Source organism: Mesorhizobium sp. LNHC221B00 (genome assembly GCF_000502935.1).
GTDB lineage: Bacteria > Pseudomonadota > Alphaproteobacteria > Rhizobiales > Rhizobiaceae > Mesorhizobium > Mesorhizobium opportunistum.
In genome coordinates this window covers 1-19,500 of sequence record NZ_AYWR01000015.1, presented here as the reverse complement: position 1 = coordinate 19,500, position 19,500 = coordinate 1, and the positions used below count along the sequence as shown (strand labels likewise).

The window sequence follows — 19,500 nt, the reverse complement described above, 5'->3', positions numbered from 1 at the left end:
CGCGCGGGACGATTCGCAGGCGCGTAATCCTGCGGCGACAGTATGGATTCGCCGCCGGATTCGCGCCCATCGACGGGCCCTTGAGAGTCCCCCCAACCTTCGGCAACATGGCGGCAAGGTTGGGAGCGCTGAGATGAACGATCCTATTTCGTCTGTATCGTCACGCAAATCGGCCCAGCGCAAGGCGCCGATGGCGCTGACCGAGGCGCTGGTGGCCCGTACAATGCGCGTTGTCGAGGATGCCGGGCCGACGCCGGGCATGGTCTACATGACCGACGCCGACTATGCGCGATTTCGCGACGAGATCCTGGGCTCGGCACCCGCCGGGCCGCTGAAACTGTTCGCCTACGGCTCGTTGCTGTGGAAGCCGGCCGGCGAGGTGCGAGGCGGTGAGCGGGCGGTGGCGCGAGGCTGGCACCGGTCGTTCTGCTTCACGGTGCAGCGCTTTCGCGGCACGCTCGAGCAGCCCGGCCTGATGATGGCGCTCGATCGTGGCGGCCAGTGCCAGGGCATGGTGTTCGAGATCGCCGAGCCTGTAGCCGCCAATCTCGAAGCGCTGCTGCGCCGGGAGATGACCATCCTGCCCGCCGTCAACGTACCACGCTGGCTGCAGGTGATAACCGGGGGTGGGGTGAGCCAGGCGCTCGGCTTCGTCGTCGATCCCGCCAATCCGCGCTATGCCGGCAAGCTCGACAAGTCTGAGATCGCGGCGACGCTCGCCAGGGCCGTCGGCCACTGGGGCTCGGGAGCCGAGTATCTGTTCGAGACGATCCGACATCTCGACGCCTGCGGCATCCGCGACCGCAATCTGTGGCAGTTGCAGGAACTGGTGGCGCAAGAGATCGGGCGTGCCCACGCCGCAGTCCAGCTTCCCGCCGGCCTCTCCAAATCTCCTACTTGACGAACACATATCCCTGCGGTTATACGTCAACCAATAGCCAATGGGTTATCGATTGCGAATGCCGGACGCTCACGACATGCTCTTCAGGACGCTCGCCGACCCGACCAGGCGGGCGATCTTCGAACGCCTGTGCCGGCAGGGTGAGCAGACCGTGGGGGCGCTGACGACGCAGTCCGGCGTCTCGCAACCGGCGGTGTCGAAGCACCTTGGCGTGCTGAAACAGGCCGGGCTGGTGCGCGACCGCCATCAAGGCCGCCAGACGCATTACAGCGCGCAGCTCGGCGCGCTGGCACCGCTGATGGACTGGACACGCCAGATGGCGGGGTTTTGGGAAAGCCGGTTCGACGATCTGGAGGATTTGCTCAAAAGGATGGACCAGTGAACGATAGGGCCGAGGAGACCCGCACCGTCGTCGTCGAGCGGCAGATTTCCCATCCGCCCGAAAAACTCTGGCGCGCGCTGACGCAACCACATCTGATCGAGGAGTGGCTGATGAAGAACAATTTCAATCCGGTCGTCGGCCATCGCTTCAACATCAGCGCCGATTGGGGTGGCGTGCTGGATTGCGAGGTGCTTGCCGTCGAGCCGCACAAGACGCTGTCCTACACCTGGAACCTCGCGCACCAGGACCCGGCCTTCGATCTCAGAAGCGTGGTGACCTTCACGCTCACCCCGACGCCGGCGGGAACCCATTTGCGCATGGAGCAAGCCGGCTTCCGGCCCGAGCAGAGGCGTGCCTATGGCGGCGCCAAGATGGGTTGGCCGCAATTTTTCGAGAAGCTGGAACAGCTTCTGGACCGGACGGACTGAGGTCCGCCGGTCAAATTGAAAACCACAGCTGATTTCACAGGGCGGTTCGCCGCCAGCAAAACCTATGGAGGAAGACGATGAAGATCAAATTGACCAGCATCTACGTGGACGACCAGGAAAAGGCGCTTGCCTTCTATACCGGCGTGCTCGGCCTGACCAAGAAGGCCGATTTCAGCAACGGGCCGTTCCGCTGGCTGACGGTCGCCTCGCCGGACGAGCCCGAGGGCACCGAACTGCAACTGGCGCTCAACGACTAGCCGGCGGCCAAGGCCTACCAGCAGGCGATGTTCGATCAGGGCCAGCCGGCGGTGATGTTCTTCACCGGCGACATCAAGGGCGACCACGAGCGCATCGCGGCGAACGGCGGCACGTTCACCATGCCGCCGACCGAGGTGACCGGCTCGACCATCGCCAAACTGAACGACGGCTGCGGCAATCTCGTGCAGATCACCCAGTTGGCGCGCTGGTAAGGCGTCCTATTTCACGCGTTTTTCAAGGGAGGTAATCTTGGACTGGAGCAAATGGATCAGGCAAACGCATCGCTGGTTGTCGATCATCTTCACGGCAACCGTCGTCGCCAACTTCGTCACCATGGCGTTCGGGCAGCCGCCTGCCTGGGTGGTCTATTCGCCACTCCCGCCGCTCTTCCTTTTGCTGTTCAGCGGCCTCTATATGTTCGTGCTGCCCTATGTTGCGAAGACGCGCAACGTGCAGCGTGCCATCGGATAGGTCAGCGGACAGGAAGGAAGGCATGGCAAAGTCGACCAAATCCGCCAAGGCAGAGCCGAAGCTGCTTTCGGGCGGCAACCCGCAGATCGCCAAGGGTTATGGCGATGCTCCGGTGCAGGCCTATATCGCGGCCATGCCGGGCTGGAAGCGCGAGGTGGGAGAGCGCCTCGATGCGCTCATCGAGCGCGCGGTGCCCGGCGTGCACAAGGCCGTCAAATGGAACTCGCCGTTCTACGGCGTCGAAGGCGAGGGTTGGTTCCTGAGCTTTCACTGCTTCACCCGTTACATCAAGGTGGCCTTCTTCCGCGGCCTGTCGCTCGATCCGGTGCCGCCGGGCGAATCCAAGAGCAAGGACACGCGCTATCTCGACATCCATGAGGACGATGCGTTCGACGGGGCCCAATTCAGCGCCTGGGTGAAGCAGGCCAGCCAATTGCCTGGCGAGCGCATGTGAGTACTCCAGGGCATTTCCGGCGAAGGTCGCCTCCAATGCCCTGTCTTGATGTTCTACGCAATTGCGGATGCAAAACCGCTGCACACTTTGCCGGGATTGCTCTATCCATCGAAGCTCGGAGGAGAAACGACATGACAGACACCGAGACGCAGGACGGTAAATCTCCAACCCAGCTGATAGACGGCAGGATCGAGGAACTCGGCGACTGGCGCGGCGAGATGCTCGGCCGGCTGCGCGCCCTGATCCGGCAAACCGATCCCCAGGTGGTCGAGACGTGGAAATGGCGCGGTGTTCCGGTGTGGGAACATGACGGCATCATCTGCACCGGCGAGACCTACAAGAGCCTCGTCAAGCTGACCTTCGCCAAGGGGGCTGCACTGCCCGATCCGACGCGCCTGTTCAACTCCAGCCTCGAAGGCAATACACGACGTGCCATCGATTTCCAGAAAGGCGAGGAAGTGGACGAGGAGGCATTCAAGGCACTGGTGCGCGCGGCGATCGCCTTGAACAAGTCCAAGGCCACGGCCAAACGCTAGAGATTTCGATGCCGGATTGAGTCAGAGTCCGGCTCTAGCCCTTTGTTCGGACGATATTTTCCCCAAAGCCGGATGGTATCGCGTGGGGAGGGGCCGTCATCCGTCCCGCAGCCACACCAGCATCTCGCCGGGCTCGCGGTTGTCCCAGGCGAAATAGGGGATGGCGGTCAACCGCGTCTCGACGCTTGCTGGCGGCTTCGAGCGGTAGAGCCCGTCCTGCCAGCCGGCGTCGGCTTGTGCCGTGGCTGAAAGCGCCACCACGCCGCCGAGAAGCCCGGGCTGATCATGCGCCTCTATATCTGCTGTGCGCGGCAGAGCGAGGCGGTGCAGCCGGGTCTCATTGTCCGTCGCTTCTACGCAGTAGATCAGCGGTCCGCGCGACAGCGCGACGCGGCCGGCATCCTGCCTGACCTCGGGATTGGCGTAGAGCCGCTCGATCGGCATTTCGAGATCGAGCCGGACGCTGTCGCCCTTCTTCCAAACACGCCGGATCGCGGCATAACCGTCGCTGGTCATCCCGGCGAGTTCGACCGTCTCGCCGTTGATCTGAAGCGTCGCGCTGGAACTCCAAACCGGCACCCGCAGGTGAAGGGTGAACTCCACCGGCGCCTGCGGTTCGAGCGTGATCTCGACGGCGCCGTCCCAAGGATAGCGACTCGCCTGCGTCAGGCTGACCGGCGTGCCCGCAATCTCGAAGCGGGCGGTCGAGTCGCCGTAGAGATGAACGGCAAGTGCGTCGTCCGCCAGGCTGTAGAAATAGCTGCCAATGGAAGCCACCATGCGCCCGACATTGGGCGGACAGCACGGGCAGCGGTGCCATTTCCATCTGTTGTGCCGGCCCCGGCTTTCCAGCGGATTCTCGTAGAAGAACAGCGAGCCGTCGAGCGACAGACCCGAGATGGAACCGTTGTAGAGCGCGCGCTCCATCATGTCGGCATAGCGCCTGTTCGGTCCCATGCCGAGCATGCGGCTCGCCCAGAACACCAGGCCGACCGCCGCGCAGGTCTCGGCATAGGCGCTCTCGTTGGGCAGGTCGTAGTCGCTGGTGAAACCCTCATTGTGCGCCGACGGTCCAAGCCCGCCGGTGATGTAGAGGTTTTTCGTGGTGAGATCGTCCCACAACCGGTCGAGCGCCACCCGCAGCGTGTCGTCGCCATATTCGGTGGCGATGTCGGCCATGCCCGAATAGAGGTACATGGCCCGCACCGCATGGCCGACGACCTTGTCCTGCTCGCGCACCGGAATGTGCGACTGATTGTACTCGTAGGTCTTGAAATGATAGGCTTTCGGGTCGGCGCCGCGGGCGCGCGCTTCCTCGTCGAAATAATGCGGCTGCTGGCCGCGCTGGTCGATGAAGTATTTCGCCAGCTCCATATATTTTTGCTCGCCCGTCACCCGCGCCAGCTTGACCAGGGCCAGTTCGATCTCCTCATGGCCGCAATAGCCCTTTTTCTTGCCGGGCTCGGGTCCGAGCACCGAGGCGATGTGGTCGGCATAGCGGCACATGATGTCGAGTAGCTTGCGCTTGCCCGTCGCCTGGTAGTAGGCAACCGCACCCTCGATCAGGTGCCCGGCGCAATAGAGTTCGTGGCAGTCGCGCAGGTTTGTCCAGCGCTTGCCGGGCTGGATGCGTTGGTACCAGCTGGAGAGATAGCCGTCCTCTTGCTGGAGCTTGCCATACATATCGATGGCGGCGTCGATCTTCTTCTCCAGCTCTGGGTTTTTGCGCCGGTAAAGCGAATAGGCAGCGGTCTCGATCGTCTTGCCGAGATCGGAATCCCAAAACATCTGCGTGGTGACCGTCGAACCGGTGAACTCGGCGCCCTGGCGGTCCGCTTCGTCGGGCGAGGGCGAATGGAACGGAATCACGACGCCGGGCGAGGGGCGGTCCGGGTCGATCTGCTCCAGCATGCGGGCTTCGACGCAGCGCTCGTAGAGGATCTCGGCGGTGCGCTTTGCCACCGCGTCGGCGCGATCGCCCCAGAAGCCGTGCACGTCGACCTGCGGCACCGGCAGCGGACGGAAGGCGAGCTTCGGGTTTCCGGTTTTTACGGATGGCGATGCGGTCATGAACTTACTCCATTACTCTTTCGATTGTTCGACGGCCCCGGCCGTCAGGCGACTATTTGACGGCCCCGGCCATCAGGCCGCGGATGTAGAAGCGTTGCAGAGCGAGGAAGAGGATCAGGCACGGCACCATCATCACGGTAACGCCCGCCTGCACGGCGCCCCAGTCGATGGCGCCGAAGCGGCCCGACTGAAGCGCGGTCATCATCACCGGCAGCGTGAATTTGGACTGGTCGGTCATCAGCACGAGGGCTGCGAGGAACTCGTTCCAGGCGCCGAGAAAGGCAAACAGCGCGATGGTGACGACGCCCGGCCAGACCAGCGGCAGCATCACCTTGACCAGCATGGTGGCGTTGCCGGCCCCGTCCATGCGCGCGGCCTCCTCGATCTCGCGTGGCACCGCGTCGAAGGCGTTGCGCATCATGAAGATCGAGAACGGCAGTTGCAGCGTCACATAGACGCCGACCAGCCCGGTCAGCGTGTTGTGCAGGCCAAGCTTGGTCAGCACCAGGAAGATCGGCGTCAGGATCGACTGGAACGGGATCATGATCGTCGACAGGATGAGGACGAAGAACAGGTCCTTGAACGGAAAGCGGAAGCGCGAGAAGCCATAGCCGGCCAAGACGCTGACGATCACTGACAGCACCACGGTCATCACCGAGACGTAGATGCTGTTCTGCGCCGAGGCCCACAGGCCGTCGCCGAAGGAGTTGAGCGTGGCGTAGTTTTCGAGCGAGAAGCCCGTGGTCGGCCATGGCGGCAGCGGCGGCAGGCGTGCTTCGGCGGCCGGCTTGAAGGCCGACAGCACGGTCCAGACGATCGGCGCCACGAACAGCACCGAGGCGACGATGCTGGTGGAGTGCCTGGCCAAGCGGGCGGCGAGCTTGCCTCGGGCTGATATTGCCTGCGCCATCAGTCGAGCCCTTCCGGCTTGCGCAGCAGCCAGAGCTGGATGAGGCTGAGCGCCACCAGGATCACCAGCAGCACCATGGACAGCGCCGCGCCATAGCCGAGCTTGAACGAGACGAAGGACTGGTTGAAGATCCAGTAGACCGCCGTCAGCGTCTGGTTGCGCGGGCCGCCGCGCAGGATGATGTAGAACTGGTCGAAGGCGAGGATCGAGCCGGCGACCGACAGGATCAGCGCCAGCGCGAGCGTGCGGCGCATCAGCGGCAAGGTGATCGCGCGGAAGCGGGCGAACGGCCCGGCGCCATCGATGACGGCCGCCTCCTGCAGATCCTGCGGGATCGATTGCAGGCCGGTCATCAGGATGATCATGGTGAAGCCGGCGACCTTCCACACGACCATGGCGATGATCGACCAGAAGGCCGGCTGGAAAGTGGCCAGAAGGTTGAACTTCCTGTCGATCAGGCCGAGATCGTAGGCGGCGGGGCTGAACAGGCCGGAATCGACATTGAGCAGCCACGACCAGAGCAGGCTCGCCGAGGCGAAGCCGACGACCGCCGGCATGAAGAAGGCGGTGCGGTAGAGGTTGGTCAGCGGCCGCGGTTTCTCGATGAAGATCGCCAGCGGAAAAGCAATGGCGAAGATCGCGATGGTGACGATGACGGTGTAGTAGCCGGTGAATTTGAGCGCGTTCCAGAACCTGGTGTCGCGCAGGATCGCGAAATAGTTGTCGAGGCCGATGAAGGAGTGCTCGCCCATCAACGGCCAGTTGTGCAGCGACATCCACGCCGTCATGCCGAGCGGGATGACGAAGAACACCATCACCAACGCCACGGCCGGCGCGACATAGACGAGGCCAATCCATTGCCGGCGCCCGGCGCCGACCAGTTTTCGGGCGCGGGACGGGGCGGTGGTCGTGGTTGCGATGGTTGTCATGTCTGGGCGCCTACTTTTCCTTCTCCCCTTGTGGGAGAAGGTGGATCGGCGCGCAGCGCCGAGACGGATGGGGGGTGCGCCATGGAATGAGGCAACGGCAATTTCGAACCTGTCGCCAAGCTGGAACACCCCTCATCCGATCTCGCTGCGCGAGGCCACCTTCTCCCGCAAGGGGAGAAGGGGGAGCGCAACTTGCGACGCCCCGAACTGCCAATACAAGTAAGTGTTCTCAACGCCTTACTCTGCCATTTGAACGAAAAACGCGCCGGCCGCTCGCCCAGGGAGACAGGCGGGCGGCCGGCAGGCGGCCGCTTACTTCTGCGGCGCCTGATCGATGATCGACTGCATGGTCTCCTGGGCGTTGGCGATCGCGCCGTCGACGTCGTCGCCGAAGAAGACCTCGTTGATCATCTGCGTCCACGGGCCGTTGGCGGAGTTGATCAAGTCGTTGAACACCACCGAATAGGGCGTCTTGCCCTTGGCCATGGCCTCGGCGGCGACCTGGTAGCGGGGATCGAGATCCTTCAGCGCGTCCTTGGCGATGTCGCCGCGTACCGGCAGGCTGCCATATTTCGCCAGGATGGTCTGGCCTTCCAGCGAATAGGCGAAGTCCAGGAATTCCTTCACCACGGCGAGCTTCGTGGTGCCCTTGGTGACGACGAAATTGTCGCCGCCGGCAAAGGACGACCAGCCGCCATCCTTGCCCGGCAGGAAGGTGACGCCGTAGTCGACATTGGGATACTGGGTGTTGAGCGCGCCGATGGCGAAGGCCCCGGACGGCGAGATGCCGATATTGCCGGCTGCAAACGCCGCGAAGAAGTTGGCGCCGGTATCGGTCTGCGCGCCGGCCGGCACCAGATCCTTCTTGACCATCGAGCGGTAGAGATCGATGGCGCCGCGCAGTTGCGGGCTGTCGAGTGTCGCCTTCGAGCCGTCGGCGGAGAGGATGTCGCCGCCGGCGGCCCAGATCAGCGGCGTGAAGGTGAAGATGTTGCAGCCGCCGCAATTGCCGGAGAAGTAGAAGCCTTTGATGTTGCCGCCGAGCGCGTTGACCTTTTCGGCGTCGGCGGCGATCTCGGCCCAGTTGGCCGGGCCCTTTTCAGGATCGAGCCCGGCCTGCTTGAACAGCTTCTTGTTCCAGATCAGCACCGAGGCGTCGGCCGAGAACGGCAGGCCGTAAATATGATCCTTGTAGGTGCCGGTCTTCACATGCGCCGGCGACAGGCTGGAGAAATAGGGCAGGGACTTGGCCCAGTCGGTGATGTCCTCCAACTGGCCGGCGGCAGCGAAGGAGGGCGTATAGATCAGGTCGAGCGACAGCGCGTCGGGCGCGGTGCCGCCAGCGGCGGCCGCACCGTATTTCGGGATGATCTCGGCATTGGGAATGATGTCGAGCTTGACCTGGTCCTTGTGCGCCTTGTTGAAGGCGTCGACGATCCTCGGCATGAAATTCGAGCCGTCGGCGCGCACCCAGATGTTGGCCGTTTCAGCGGCGGCAGTGCCGAGGCCTCCGCCCAGAACGGCAGCGGCCAGGGCCAGTTTGGCAATCAGGTTCCTCATGTTCTCCTCCTCCAGGTTGGCCGCTGTCCGCGGCTTGGCGCCGCTCGCGCGGCGCCTCGTTTTCAGCCGTCCATCGGACGGCCGCAGGAATGCCGCACCACCAACCGGCACGGCAGTTTTCGAATGCCCGGCGCGGCGGCTGTGCCGCCGACCAGTGAAAGCAGGGTCAGCCCGGCCTCGCGGCCGAGCGCGGTCAGGTTCATGTCGACCGAAGTCAGCGGCGGCCGCGTCGCTTCCGCCACGATCTCCCAATTGTCGAAGCCGATCACGCCGACATCATTGGGCACGTCGAGGCCGCGCTCGCGCAACGCATCGATGACGCCGCGCGCGATCTGGTCGTTGCCGCAAAAGACGGCGTCCGGCCTGTCGCTTTTGCCGTCGAACAGCTGCGCCACCGCCTGGTGCCCCCAGGCTTCCGACCAGGAGCCGAGCAGCGGTTCGGTGACCGGCAGGCCGTTTTCGGCGAGCACGTCGCGATAGGCCTGGGCGCGGGCGTGGACCACGGCAAAGCTCGCCGGTCCGCTGACATGGACGATGCGTCGGCGGCCGAGCCGGCAGAAATGCTCGACGGCCAGCCGCGCGCCGCCGGCGTCGTCGGAGACGAAGGCGACGGCGTCCGGATCGGGCTGGGTGAAGGCATAGATCACCGGCACGCGCAGGTTGGAGAGGTCGATCGGCAGATGGCGGTCGATGCGCTTGCCGGTGGCGATGATGCCGTCGACGCGCTTGTCGAGCATGGCGTCCACATGCATCTGGCCGAGCCGCGGATCCTCCTCGACATTGCACAGGAACACCGAGACACCCTTGTCGACCAGCGCGTCCGAAATGCCCGACATCAGCGGCAGCGAGAAGCGGCCATAAGTATCGTTGGTGAGCAGGCCAACGGTGAAGCTGCGGCGCCGTAGCAGGCTCTGCGCCAGGCTATTGGGGCGGAAGCCGAGGCTGCGCGCCGTCTCGCGGATACGCTCGCGGGTCTCGGCGGTCATGCGCCCCTGGTCGTTGAGCGCCTTCGAGGCGGTGGCGACGCTGACGCCGGCCTGCGCAGCCACGTCACGCAAGGTGACGGGCTTGGGAAAGACCGGAACAGGCTGATCGTCCGATGGCATCGCGCCGAAAATCCTTAGCTTGAGAAAAGGTTTTCTCTTACAAGTCGAAACAGAGCCCGGTCGATGGCCGAGCTTGATCGGAAATGTTTGGAAAAACCTTTTCTCAAGCCAAGGCTAGGCCAGATTGGGTGAGCGTTCAAGAGGGAAAAATGGTTGGGCAGGGGCAAGCGCCGCCGCGGATCAAGCCGCGGCGCTGCGGCCTTTCCCGCCGGGTTCGGCGTTGAAGATGTGGAACGGTTCCGGCTGGCACCATCGTCCCATTGGGTCCGTGGCGCCTATTCTTGATTTGGCATGCGGGCGCCGGCGAAAAGAGTGCTATGGAAGTCACGCGAGCATCCTTGCTGCCGATTTTTCCCTGACATTCGAGGCCATCTTCGTGCGTGAACCATCGCTGCTGCCGGTCTTTGGGAAACAGGGCGTCAAGGCGCCCGCCGCCGGGGCGGCGGTGCGAGCCCGGCCGGCGGGTATCGTGCCGCGACTGCGCGAGGTCCTGGTCACGCATGGCGGCATGGCGTTGAAGCTGTCGGTCATCGCCTGGACGGTAACAATCCTGGCTGCCGTGTTTTTCTTGATCAAGGGTTGAGGCTCGACAGAGCGGCCGGGCCGAAAGACGGGACGCCAGATGGCAAATCGCTACGCACTGCGAATGGAGCTTCCCCAGAGCTGGACCATCATTGATGTCTTCACCGGCCAGCCCGCCGTGGTACGGCAAAGAGTGATGGTGGGCATGAGCCCGCGGGATGCCGAGGACATGGTGGTGCAGATGAATGTCCGCGACGTCAAACGCCGGGAGAGGGCGGAACGAAAGAGCTGATTCCTAAATCGCGTCGTGCTGAAGCGGATTCATGCGAATTGCTTTAGGTCTTTGTTTTCATGTCGTTTCCCCAAACCCCAGGTACTTTTGGGCGACATGCTTTGGCCGTCAGTGCAACTGCAATGCGGGGAGCAGAACGCAAGCCCTGATCCGGATCACCGCATTCGGAAGCAGGTCTCAGCCGAAATCGTCCGATGTCAACACATACATGCTCTTGCGTGTGCGATCGTAGGCCTTCGACGCCACATCGCGAATGACGCTGCTTTCGATGTCGAAGGTGGCGAGGTAGCCGGCTTCGGTGGCGCTGGTTCGCGGCTGGATCTTGGTCATCGCGTCGGCGGCGACGGAAAAGGAAATCTGGAACATGCCGTCATGGCCGACGAAGCGGATCCGCTTGCCGGCTTCGTCATAGCTGCGGCTGCGGTTGGGAAAGGTCAGGCTCATGTTCTTGCCTCCTTTGTTTTGGCGCCATTCCCAAGGGAAAGCGCTTCGCACTTTTCCTGGAATTGCTTAGGCTTTCTTCACAGCCCGCTTCTTCTTCGGCGTCGGGTTCAGGGCTTCCGCGACGCGGTCGGCCTCTTCCTTGGCCAGGCGCAATTGCCTCAGCCTTGCCGTCTTGATCTCCCTGGCCCTTGCCTCGGACATGTACTCGGCGGTGGCCTTGTTGCGCTCCGCCGTCTTCTTCTGCTTGTCGACAAAGCGGGCTTCAGCTTTTTCCATGATCGTCTGATTGCCGTCGGCCATTGTGGAAATCTCCTTGTGCCCTGAAATCGTGAAAGTGAACTTGTCCGATAAATAGGCACTCGACCGGCAAAATTCAATTTTTTGAGTTATTTGACCGGTTTTCGGTACCACGAAACCGGGTGCCGAAATAATACTTTTCAATATTTAATTTTGGTCGCGAATAATTTTGGCACTCCTATCTATCGAGTGCCAAAGCGCCTATAGGATGGGTGCGGCCGCCTAAGCCGGCCCCAGAAAGAAGTTCTCATGAAGTTTCGGCCACTCCACGATCGCGTCGTCATCCGGCGCGCCGAAGGCGACATCAAATCCAAGGGCGGCATCATCATCCCCGACACTGCCAAGGAAAAGCCGCAGGAAGGCGAAGTTGTCGCCGTCGGCCCCGGCGCACGCGACGAAAACGGCGCGCTGGTGCCGCTCGACGTCAAGGCCGGCGACCTCATCCTGTTCGGCAAATGGTCGGGCACCGAGGTCAAGATAGACGGCGAGGATCTTCTGATCATGAAGGAAGCCGACATCATGGGCGTCATCGACAAGAGCGAGACTGGCGTCATCGACAAGAGCGAGACTGGCGTCATCGACAAGAGCGAGACGGCCGTCACCGACAAGCCTGGGGCCAAGAAGGCCGCCTGACCCGGCAAACACCGAGCCTCAGCGGCTCGGTGGCGAACGGGTCCACTCACACGAACGGGATTGAAAAAATGTCTGCCAAGGAAATCAAATTCGCCACCGACGCGCGCGACCGCATGCTGCGCGGCGTCGAGCTCCTCAACAACGCCGTCAAGGTGACTCTCGGTCCCAAGGGCCGCAATGTCGTCATCGACAAGGCCTATGGCGCGCCGCGCATCACCAAGGACGGCGTCACCGTTGCCAAGGAAATCGAGCTTGCCGACAAGTTCGAGAACATGGGCGCGCAGATGGTGCGCGAAGTGGCCTCGAAGACCAATGACCTCGCCGGCGACGGCACCACCACCGCCACGGTGCTGGCCGCCTCGATCCTGCGCGAAGGGGCCAAGCTGGTCGCCGCCGGCATGAACCCGATGGACCTGAAGCGCGGCATCGACCAGGCCGTCGCCGCTGTCGTCGTGGAAATCAAGGCGAAGGCCAAGAAGGTCAAGTCGTCGGCCGAGATCGCCCAGGTCGGCACCATCGCCGCCAATGGCGATGCCAGCGTCGGCGCCATGATCGCCAAGGCGATGGACAAGGTCGGCAATGACGGCGTCATCACCGTCGAGGAAGCCAAGACCGCCGAAACCGAGCTCGACGTCGTCGAGGGCATGCAGTTCGATCGCGGCTATCTCTCACCCTATTTCGTCACCAATGCCGACAAGATGCGTGTCGAGCTGGAAGAGCCCTATGTGCTCATCCACGAAAAGAAGCTCGGCAATCTGCAGGCGATGCTGCCGATCCTCGAAGCCGTGGTGCAGAGCGGCCGGCCGTTGCTTATCATCTCCGAGGACGTCGAAGGCGAGGCGCTGGCCACGCTGGTCGTCAACAAGCTGCGCGGCGGCCTCAAGGTCGCGGCGGTCAAGGCGCCGGGCTTCGGCGATCGTCGCAAGGCGATGCTGGAAGACATCGCGGTACTGACGGCAGGCCAGATGATCTCCGAGGATCTTGGCATCAAGCTCGAAAACGTCACCATCGAGATGCTCGGCCGCGCCAAGCGCGTGCTGATCGAGAAGGACACCACCACGATCGTCGACGGCGCCGGCACCAAGGCGACCATCCAGGCGCGCGTTGCCCAGATCAAGGGCCAGATCGAGGAGACGACGTCCGACTACGACAAGGAAAAGCTGCAGGAACGGCTGGCCAAGCTGTCAGGCGGCGTTGCCGTCATCCGCGTCGGCGGCGTCACCGAGTCGGAAGTGAAGGAAAAGAAGGATCGCATCGACGACGCCCTGAACGCAACGCGCGCGGCGGTCGAGGAAGGCATCGTGCCCGGCGGCGGCGTGGCCCTGCTGCGCGCCAAATCTGCGCTATCAGGCCTGAACGGCGCCAATGCCGATGTCACCGCCGGCATCTCGATCGTTCTGCGGGCGCTCGAAGCGCCGATCCGCCAGATCGCCGAGAATTCCGGCGTCGAAGGCTCGATCGTGGTCGGCAAGCTCGCCGACAGCAAGGACCACAATCAGGGCTTCGACGCCCAGAACGAGACCTATGTCGACATGATCAAGGCCGGTATCGTCGACCCGGCGAAGGTCGTACGCACCGCACTGCAGGACGCCGGCTCGATCGCGGCCCTGCTGATCACCGCCGAAGCGATGATCAGCGACGTTCCGCCGAAGGATGCAGCACCGGCGGGCGGCGGCTTCTAGGTTTCAGACGACCTGCGACGCCAATGATTGGCGAAAGCGGCGACAACGTCGTCCCTCTCCCCGTCACTATACGGGGAGAGGATGCCGGCAGGCAGGTGAGGGGCGGCGCCAACGCTCCACAAGGAGAATGCGACCTTTCCATATCCAGTCCTTCGCTGCGGTAACGGGCCTGTTGCGAGCGTCGCGTTGCCCCTCATCTGGCTGCCGCCATCTTCTCCTCGTGAACGGGGAGAAGGACGCTCGTATTGAAGCTGCTACTTCCCACTCAACCGCAGCACCAGCGCCTTCATGCAGCCCGGCGGCAAGATCGAGCCACACGTCCGCGATAATTGCGGCGGCGATCCTGATCTTGCGGCTTTCGCGGGGGCTGGAATTCACGCTAATATGGCCCGGTGGTCGTTTGGTGCAGCTTGCCGGAAACGGAACCGCGATTCTCAGTTCGGAGACAAGCCATGTTTGCCGCCAAGGCCATCGACACCTCGGACAAGGCCGCGTTCTACCGCGACGTTGCCACGCAACTGAAGGCGCTGCTCGACGGCGAGGGCGACTCGATCGCCAATGCCGCCAACACCTCGGCGCTGATCTTCCAGATGGTGCCCGACCTCAATTGGGCCGGCTTCTATTTCCTGGCGTCGGACGAGGAGATGGTGCTGGGCCCGTTCCAGGGCAAGCCGGCCTGCGTGCGCATCGCCGTCGGCAAGGGCGTGTGCGGAACCGCGGTCGAACTCGGCACCTCGATGCTGATCAAGGACGTCCACGATTTCCCCGGCCACATCGCCTGCGACGCCGATTCGCGCTCGGAACTGGTCGTGCTCCTGGAAGACGACAACGGCGTCTTCGGTGTGCTCGATCTCGACAGCCCGCTGCCCGGCCGCTTCGACAAGGCCGACCAGTCCGGCATCGAGGCGCTGGCCGCGATCTATGTCGCGGCGAGTTCGTTCGAGGACTAATCAGCCTACAAACTTCACCAGCGTCAGGCTGAAGCCGCCGATGAACAGGAAGGCCGAGAAGGCGAGGGCCAGCGGGCGCAGGCCGCGCGAGCGCAGCTGCGAAATGTCGGCCTGCAGGCCCATGGCTGCCAGGCCCATGGTCAGCATGATGGTGGTGGCGAGCGCCATCGCCGTCTTCACTTCGGCGGGGATCGCGACAAGGCTGTTCAGCGCCACGACGGCGACGAAGGCGGCGACGAACCACGGCATGGGCGGCCGCGTCCCGGATTGGTCGCTTGATTGATCGCGGCTGCCGCGGCGGGCCATCAGGCCGAGCGCGATGACCATCGGCGCCAGCATGGCGACGCGGGTCAGCTTGGCGACGGTGGCGATCTCGCCGGACTGGGTGCCGTTCTGGAAGCCGGCGCCGATGACCTGCGCCACCTCATGGATCGAGGCCCCTGCCCACAGGCCGAAAGCGTGCTGGTCGAGGCCGAGCACGGGAGCCAGCAGCGGAAAGCCGAGCATAGCCACGGTGCCGAACAGCGTGATCGAGGCGACGGCGTAGGTGACGTCCTCGTCATGCGCATCGGTGACGATGTTGGTGGCGACGATGGCCGAGGCGCCGCAGATCGAGGTGCCGGCGGCGATCAGCTGCGCCAGCTTGGCGTCGACGCCGATCAGGCGGCCGAGCGTGATGGTGAAGACGAAGGTGGCGCCTAGGGTCAGCGCCACGATGCCGACGCCGCCGGCGCCGATCGAGACGACCTGGCCGAGCGTCAGCTGGAAGCCGAGCAGCACGATGGCGAAGCGCAACAGGCGTTTTTGCGAGAAGGCGATGCCGGCCTTGGCATGGGCGGGCGTGCCGAGCACATTGGAATAGACCATGCCGGCGACGACGGCGAGAATCATCGGGCTGAACAGGGCGAAGCCGGAGACATTGCGGGCCGAAAAGGCGACGGCGGTGATCATCGCCACCAGGACGATGCCGGGGATGATGCCGTTCCACGCCGAATCGAGGCGCTTCCGACTTGCCGCCAGATCGGCGGAAATCGTGCTTTTCGGAATATCGTTCGTAGCGCGGGCGGTGGAAGACAATGCAATTCTCCAGGCGAGTGCCTCAGGAGAATGCCATTCCTAAAACGATCTTTCCAACGAATTATTTTCGTTAGAATGATCGATTCTGACGAACGATTGCCGACTCCGCGCCGAAATCGTTCCGTTCAAGGAGCGAAGACGCCTACAACTGCGCTTCGATGGCCGCTTTGTCGATGACCGACCAGACATGCCTGATCTTGCCATCGAGAAACTCGTAGAAGACGTTCTCGCTGAAAGAGACTTTCCGGCCATTGACGGGGAGGCCGAGAAAACTTCCCTTCGGCGTGCAGTTGAATTGCAGCCGGCTGGCTATGAAAGGCGTATCGGAGATCAGCAGTTGGATGTCGAAATAAAGGTCCGGAATTTCCCGGAAATCACGTTCCAGCATGTCACGGTATCCTGTCAGCCCGACCCGGTCGCCATTGTAGTGCACCTCGCCGTGCACGAAGCGTTCGAGGTCCTGCCAGTCCTGGGCATTGAGGCAGGCGATGTAGCCACGATAGGTGTCGGCAAGGTCGATATCTGTCACGGGCGGTCGCTCCCTTTTGTCGTGGAGAGGATAGGGATCAGATAGGACGGACCCGGGAGGGGTCCAGCTTTAGCGCAATTCCCAAGGGAAACCGTTTCACACTGTTCCTGGAATTGCCCTGGCGTCGATACCGGAGCCAGCGTTCCGTCACCACGGGGATAAGGGCCCCGCAGGCCGAGGAGAGCGCCTTGATGTTTCCCGACAAGTTGGCCCTGGCTTGACAGCGCCGCGCCACTTGCGCCAGCTTGGCGCCATGCTCATTTCCGCCCCCGCCAGCATCCAACGACGCCGCCGCAATTCAGCGCGAAGCGGCAGGCTGATTGCGCGACGACAAGACCCGGCAGGATAGATCCGGTTCGTTCGTTTCCAGCCCCGCCCGCGACACCCGCCGGCGGGGTTTTCCATGTCTGGAGCCCTGTCATGACCATCAATTCTTCCATCCGGTTCCGGCCGGCCGAACCCGCCGACGCCGCTGCGATCCGGGATATCGTTCGATCAGCCTATGGCAAATGGGTGCCGGTGATCGGCCGCGAGCCGCTGCCGATGCGCGCCGACTATGAGAAGGCTGTTGCCGAGCATCCGTTCGATTTGGCCATCGAAGAGGGCCGCATTGTCGGGATGATCGAGACCATGCTTGCCGACGACCATTTGTGGATCGAGAATGTCTGCGTCGCGCCGGAGGCGCAGGGCAGGGGGATCGGGCGGCTGCTGCTGGAACGGGCCGAGCGGAAGGCGATCGAAGCAGGCCATCGGGAGTTGCGCCTGCTGACCAACGGCGCTTTCGAGGCCAATGTGTCGCTGTATAAATGGCACGATTATACGATCGACAGGGAGGAGCCGTTCATGGGCGGCTTGACGGTCTATATGAGCAAGAAATTGACACGATAGCGGGCAAGCGGAGGAATGGATACGACGATGGCTGCCAGGATCAAATTGAAGCAACTTCCAGGGCTGTACGCGATTTCACGGCTCGGGGCGAGCGACAGCATTCCCGGCTGGGCGGACGGGCCGGGCTTCGTCAGCATCACCAGGACCGATGACGAGCTCTCGATCACGTGCCTGCAGGATCGCGTTCCAGGCACGGTCAAGCACGACGGCGACTGGGTCGCCTTCAAATTGCAGGGGCCGTTTGCTTTCGACGAAACCGGCATCGTGTTGTCGGTCATCCAGCCGCTGTCGGAAAACGGGCTGGGCATCTTCTTGGTGTCCACCTTCGACGGCGATCATCTGCTGGTGAAAGCGGCGGACCGGGATGCGGCGAGACAGCGTCTGGTTGAGGCAGGACACACGCTGCTGTAGTTCATCCATGTCATCGAAAACGGCTGGGTTCGCTGGGCCAACGCGTCTGGCTCAATCACTGGCGTGCTGGCTCAACCACTTCGGGGGTTGCGTTTGACAGCGGCGTTTGCGCATCGTTATTTCTAGCCATATATCACGGCCGAAACGGCCACGCGACGCGCCCCCAGGAGAAACCATGTCACACAATCTGCAGTTCTATATCGATGGCGCGTGGGTCGATCCTGTTGTGCCCAACACGCTCGATGTCATCGATCCGTCGACCGAGGATGCCTTCGCGCAGATCTCGCTCGGCTCCAGGGCCGATGTCGACAAGGCGGTGGCCGCTGCGAAGCGCGCCTTCAACACGTTCGGCTTCACCTCGGTGGAAGAGCGCCTCGACATCCTGAACCGCGTCATCGCGGTCTACAAGAAGCGCAGTTCCGACCTGGCGCTCGCCGTGTCGCGCGAGATGGGCGCGCCGCGCCAGTTCGCGCTCGACAGCCAGGTGGGCGTCGGCCTCGCGCATCTGACGAAGATGGCGGAAGTGCTGAAATCGTTCGAGTTTCGCCACGTCAAGGGTTCCTCGCTGATCGTCAAGGAGCCGATCGGCGTCGTCGGCCTGATCACGCCGTGGAACTGGCCGCTGAACCAGATCACCTGCAAGGTGGGCCCGGCGCTCGCCGCCGGCTGCACCATGGTGCTGAAGCCATCGGAGATCGCGCCGATCGATGCCATCATCTTCGCCGAGATCCTCGACGAGGCCGGCGTGCCGAAGGGCGTGTTCAACCTTGTCAACGGCGACGGCCCAGGCGTCGGCCAGGCGCTGTCCAGCCATCCCGACATCGACATGATGTCGTTCACCGGCTCGACCCGGGCCGGCATCCTGGTCGCCAAGGCCGCCGCCGACACGGTCAAGCGCGTGCATCAGGAGCTTGGCGGCAAGTCGGCCAACATCCTGTTTCCGGACGTCGACCTCGCCACCGCCGTCAGCAAGGGCGTCGCAGGCTGCTTCGGCAACAGCGGCCAGTCCTGCAACGCGCCGACGCGCATGTTCGTGCCGCGCGACCGTCATGACGAGGCGGCTTCCTACGCCAAGGCGGCGGCGGAAAAGTTCACCGTCGGCCCGGCAGACGCCACCGGCACCAAGCTTGGCCCTGTCGTCAGCCAGGTGCAGTTCGACAAGATCCAGGACCTGATCCAGGCCGGCATCGACGAGGGTGCGACGCTGGTCGCCGGCGGCCCCGGCCGCCCGGCCGAACTCAACCGCGGCTACTTTGTCAGGCCGACCGTGTTCGCCGACGTCACCCACGACATGCGCATCGCGCGCGAAGAGATCTTCGGGCCGGTGCTGGCGATCATGCCCTACGACACGGTCGAGCAGGCGGTCGAGCAGGCCAACGACACGGTCTACGGCCTTGCCTCCTACATCCAGGCCAAGGACATCCAGAAAGCGCGCGACGTGGCGGCGCGCATGCGCTCCGGCAACGTCTACATCAACTACCCGACCTGGGACGCCGGACTGCCCTTCGGCGGCTATAAGCAGTCGGGCAACGGCCGCGAATACGCCGAATACGGGCTCGAGGATTTCCTCGAGATCAAGGGTATCGCTGGGTATGAGGCGGCGGAGTAGGTACGACGCGGTTTCGTTCGAAACGGCACTCAGCCTGCTTGAGCCGGACCATCGGAGGTCGGCGCCGCCCCTCATCGCCCTGCCGGTGTCCAGCCGATAGATAGGTAACACTTTGAACCGGATACTGGAGTGCGCCCCTCGGGCCGGACAGGATTAAGCCG

At 63.3% G+C, this 19,500-nt stretch carries 25 protein-coding genes; 16 read left to right on the top strand and 9 right to left on the bottom strand.

Going from position 1 to position 19,500, the window contains the following annotated elements; translation table 11 throughout:
* Positions 1–133: 133 nt before the first annotated feature.
* The 8 genes from X741_RS147280 to X741_RS147305 all read left to right on the top strand — a co-directional run bounded on the left by X741_RS147280 (position 134) and on the right by X741_RS147305 (position 3,430).
* Positions 134–901, top strand: coding sequence for a gamma-glutamylcyclotransferase (locus tag X741_RS147280; protein ID WP_023778953.1), 768 nt, complete (start codon positions 134–136; stop codon positions 899–901).
* Between the two features lie 58 nt (positions 902–959).
* A complete protein-coding gene (locus X741_RS147285; protein WP_013894226.1) occupies positions 960–1,283 on the top strand; it encodes a metalloregulator ArsR/SmtB family transcription factor in 324 nt (107 codons plus the stop codon).
* Positions 1,280–1,711: an SRPBCC domain-containing protein gene (locus tag X741_RS147290; protein WP_023766187.1), complete on the top strand. Its 432-nt coding sequence runs from the start codon at positions 1,280–1,282 to the stop codon at positions 1,709–1,711. Before X741_RS147285 ends, X741_RS147290 begins: the two co-directional genes overlap by 4 nt.
* A gap of 77 nt (positions 1,712–1,788) precedes the next feature.
* On the top strand, positions 1,789–1,968 hold the full coding sequence (locus tag X741_RS1000000171525) for a VOC family protein (RefSeq protein WP_280940344.1): 180 nt from the start codon (positions 1,789–1,791) through the stop codon (positions 1,966–1,968).
* 27 nt (positions 1,969–1,995) lie between these two features.
* Complete coding sequence (locus X741_RS1000000171520) at positions 1,996–2,181, top strand: hypothetical protein (protein WP_280940343.1); 186 nt, start codon at positions 1,996–1,998, stop codon at positions 2,179–2,181.
* Between the two features lie 37 nt (positions 2,182–2,218).
* A complete protein-coding gene (locus X741_RS147295; RefSeq protein ID WP_023766185.1) occupies positions 2,219–2,440 on the top strand; it encodes a hypothetical protein in 222 nt (73 codons plus the stop codon).
* A gap of 22 nt (positions 2,441–2,462) precedes the next feature.
* Positions 2,463–2,894: a DUF1801 domain-containing protein gene (locus X741_RS147300; RefSeq protein WP_023778952.1), complete on the top strand. Its 432-nt coding sequence runs from the start codon at positions 2,463–2,465 to the stop codon at positions 2,892–2,894.
* Positions 2,895–3,025: 131 nt separating this feature from the next.
* Positions 3,026–3,430 carry a DUF1801 domain-containing protein gene (locus X741_RS147305; protein ID WP_023778951.1) on the top strand — a complete coding sequence of 135 codons (405 nt, stop codon included), beginning with the start codon at positions 3,026–3,028 and terminating at the stop codon, positions 3,428–3,430.
* A 96-nt stretch (positions 3,431–3,526) separates the two neighbouring features.
* On the opposite strand, the gene X741_RS147310 is transcribed toward X741_RS147305, so the two are convergent.
* The 5 genes from X741_RS147310 to X741_RS147330 all read right to left on the bottom strand — a co-directional run bounded on the left by X741_RS147310 (position 3,527) and on the right by X741_RS147330 (position 10,005).
* The gene (locus X741_RS147310) at positions 3,527–5,500 is read right to left on the bottom strand and encodes a glycoside hydrolase family 127 protein (RefSeq protein ID WP_023778950.1); all 1,974 of its coding nucleotides are present in this window, start codon (positions 5,498–5,500) and stop codon (positions 3,527–3,529) included.
* A gap of 52 nt (positions 5,501–5,552) precedes the next feature.
* Positions 5,553–6,410, bottom strand: a complete 858-nt coding sequence (locus X741_RS147315) for a carbohydrate ABC transporter permease (RefSeq protein WP_023778949.1) — start codon at positions 6,408–6,410, stop codon at positions 5,553–5,555.
* On the bottom strand, positions 6,410–7,339 hold the full coding sequence (locus X741_RS147320) for a sugar ABC transporter permease (RefSeq protein ID WP_023778948.1): 930 nt from the start codon (positions 7,337–7,339) through the stop codon (positions 6,410–6,412). The genes X741_RS147315 and X741_RS147320 overlap by 1 nt, the downstream gene beginning before the upstream one ends.
* A 312-nt stretch (positions 7,340–7,651) precedes the next feature.
* The gene (locus tag X741_RS147325) at positions 7,652–8,899 is read right to left on the bottom strand and encodes a sugar ABC transporter substrate-binding protein (RefSeq protein WP_023778947.1); all 1,248 of its coding nucleotides are present in this window, start codon (positions 8,897–8,899) and stop codon (positions 7,652–7,654) included.
* A 62-nt stretch (positions 8,900–8,961) separates the two neighbouring features.
* Positions 8,962–10,005 carry a LacI family DNA-binding transcriptional regulator gene (locus tag X741_RS147330; protein WP_023778946.1) on the bottom strand — a complete coding sequence of 348 codons (1,044 nt, stop codon included), beginning with the start codon at positions 10,003–10,005 and terminating at the stop codon, positions 8,962–8,964.
* 124 nt (positions 10,006–10,129) lie between these two features.
* On the opposite strand from X741_RS147330, the gene X741_RS1000000171100 reads away from it, so the two are divergent.
* Positions 10,130–10,588 (top strand): hypothetical protein, encoded by a 459-nt coding sequence (locus tag X741_RS1000000171100; protein ID WP_245272746.1) that lies wholly within the window; start codon positions 10,130–10,132, stop codon positions 10,586–10,588.
* Positions 10,589–10,627: 39 nt separating this feature from the next.
* Positions 10,628–10,819, top strand: a complete 192-nt coding sequence (locus X741_RS147340; RefSeq protein WP_023778944.1) for a hypothetical protein — start codon at positions 10,628–10,630, stop codon at positions 10,817–10,819.
* A gap of 177 nt (positions 10,820–10,996) precedes the next feature.
* Here the strand turns inward: X741_RS147340 and X741_RS147345 are convergent, their stop codons facing one another.
* Positions 10,997–11,263, bottom strand: a complete 267-nt coding sequence (locus tag X741_RS147345; protein ID WP_023778943.1) for a DUF1488 domain-containing protein — start codon at positions 11,261–11,263, stop codon at positions 10,997–10,999.
* 66 nt (positions 11,264–11,329) lie between these two features.
* Positions 11,330–11,563, bottom strand: a complete 234-nt coding sequence (locus X741_RS147350) for a hypothetical protein (protein WP_013894241.1) — start codon at positions 11,561–11,563, stop codon at positions 11,330–11,332.
* Positions 11,564–11,809: 246 nt separating this feature from the next.
* Between X741_RS147350 and X741_RS0135360 the strand changes: the two genes are divergently transcribed.
* From X741_RS0135360 to X741_RS147360, 3 genes are all read left to right on the top strand, one after another.
* Positions 11,810–12,193, top strand: coding sequence for a co-chaperone GroES (locus X741_RS0135360; RefSeq protein WP_023778942.1), 384 nt, complete (start codon positions 11,810–11,812; stop codon positions 12,191–12,193).
* Positions 12,194–12,261: 68 nt separating this feature from the next.
* Positions 12,262–13,875 carry a chaperonin GroEL gene (gene groL / locus X741_RS147355; protein WP_023778941.1) on the top strand — a complete coding sequence of 538 codons (1,614 nt, stop codon included), beginning with the start codon at positions 12,262–12,264 and terminating at the stop codon, positions 13,873–13,875.
* A 452-nt stretch (positions 13,876–14,327) separates the two neighbouring features.
* Entirely contained in the window at positions 14,328–14,825 is a 498-nt protein-coding gene (locus X741_RS147360; protein WP_023778940.1) for a GAF domain-containing protein, read from the top strand.
* On the opposite strand, the gene X741_RS147365 is transcribed toward X741_RS147360, so the two are convergent.
* Both X741_RS147365 and X741_RS147370 read right to left on the bottom strand, forming a co-directional pair.
* The gene (locus X741_RS147365) at positions 14,826–15,902 is read right to left on the bottom strand and encodes a YeiH family protein (protein ID WP_023778939.1); all 1,077 of its coding nucleotides are present in this window, start codon (positions 15,900–15,902) and stop codon (positions 14,826–14,828) included.
* Between the two features lie 142 nt (positions 15,903–16,044).
* On the bottom strand, positions 16,045–16,431 hold the full coding sequence (locus X741_RS147370; protein WP_023778938.1) for an ester cyclase: 387 nt from the start codon (positions 16,429–16,431) through the stop codon (positions 16,045–16,047).
* A 420-nt stretch (positions 16,432–16,851) separates the two neighbouring features.
* On the opposite strand from X741_RS147370, the gene X741_RS147375 reads away from it, so the two are divergent.
* From X741_RS147375 to X741_RS147385, 3 genes are all read left to right on the top strand, one after another.
* Positions 16,852–17,319, top strand: coding sequence for a GNAT family N-acetyltransferase (locus X741_RS147375; protein WP_023778937.1), 468 nt, complete (start codon positions 16,852–16,854; stop codon positions 17,317–17,319).
* A gap of 27 nt (positions 17,320–17,346) precedes the next feature.
* Complete coding sequence (locus X741_RS147380) at positions 17,347–17,730, top strand: ACT domain-containing protein (RefSeq protein ID WP_023778936.1); 384 nt, start codon at positions 17,347–17,349, stop codon at positions 17,728–17,730.
* Positions 17,731–17,905: 175 nt separating this feature from the next.
* Complete coding sequence (locus X741_RS147385) at positions 17,906–19,339, top strand: aldehyde dehydrogenase family protein (protein WP_023778935.1); 1,434 nt, start codon at positions 17,906–17,908, stop codon at positions 19,337–19,339.
* Positions 19,340–19,500 lie beyond the last annotated feature (161 nt).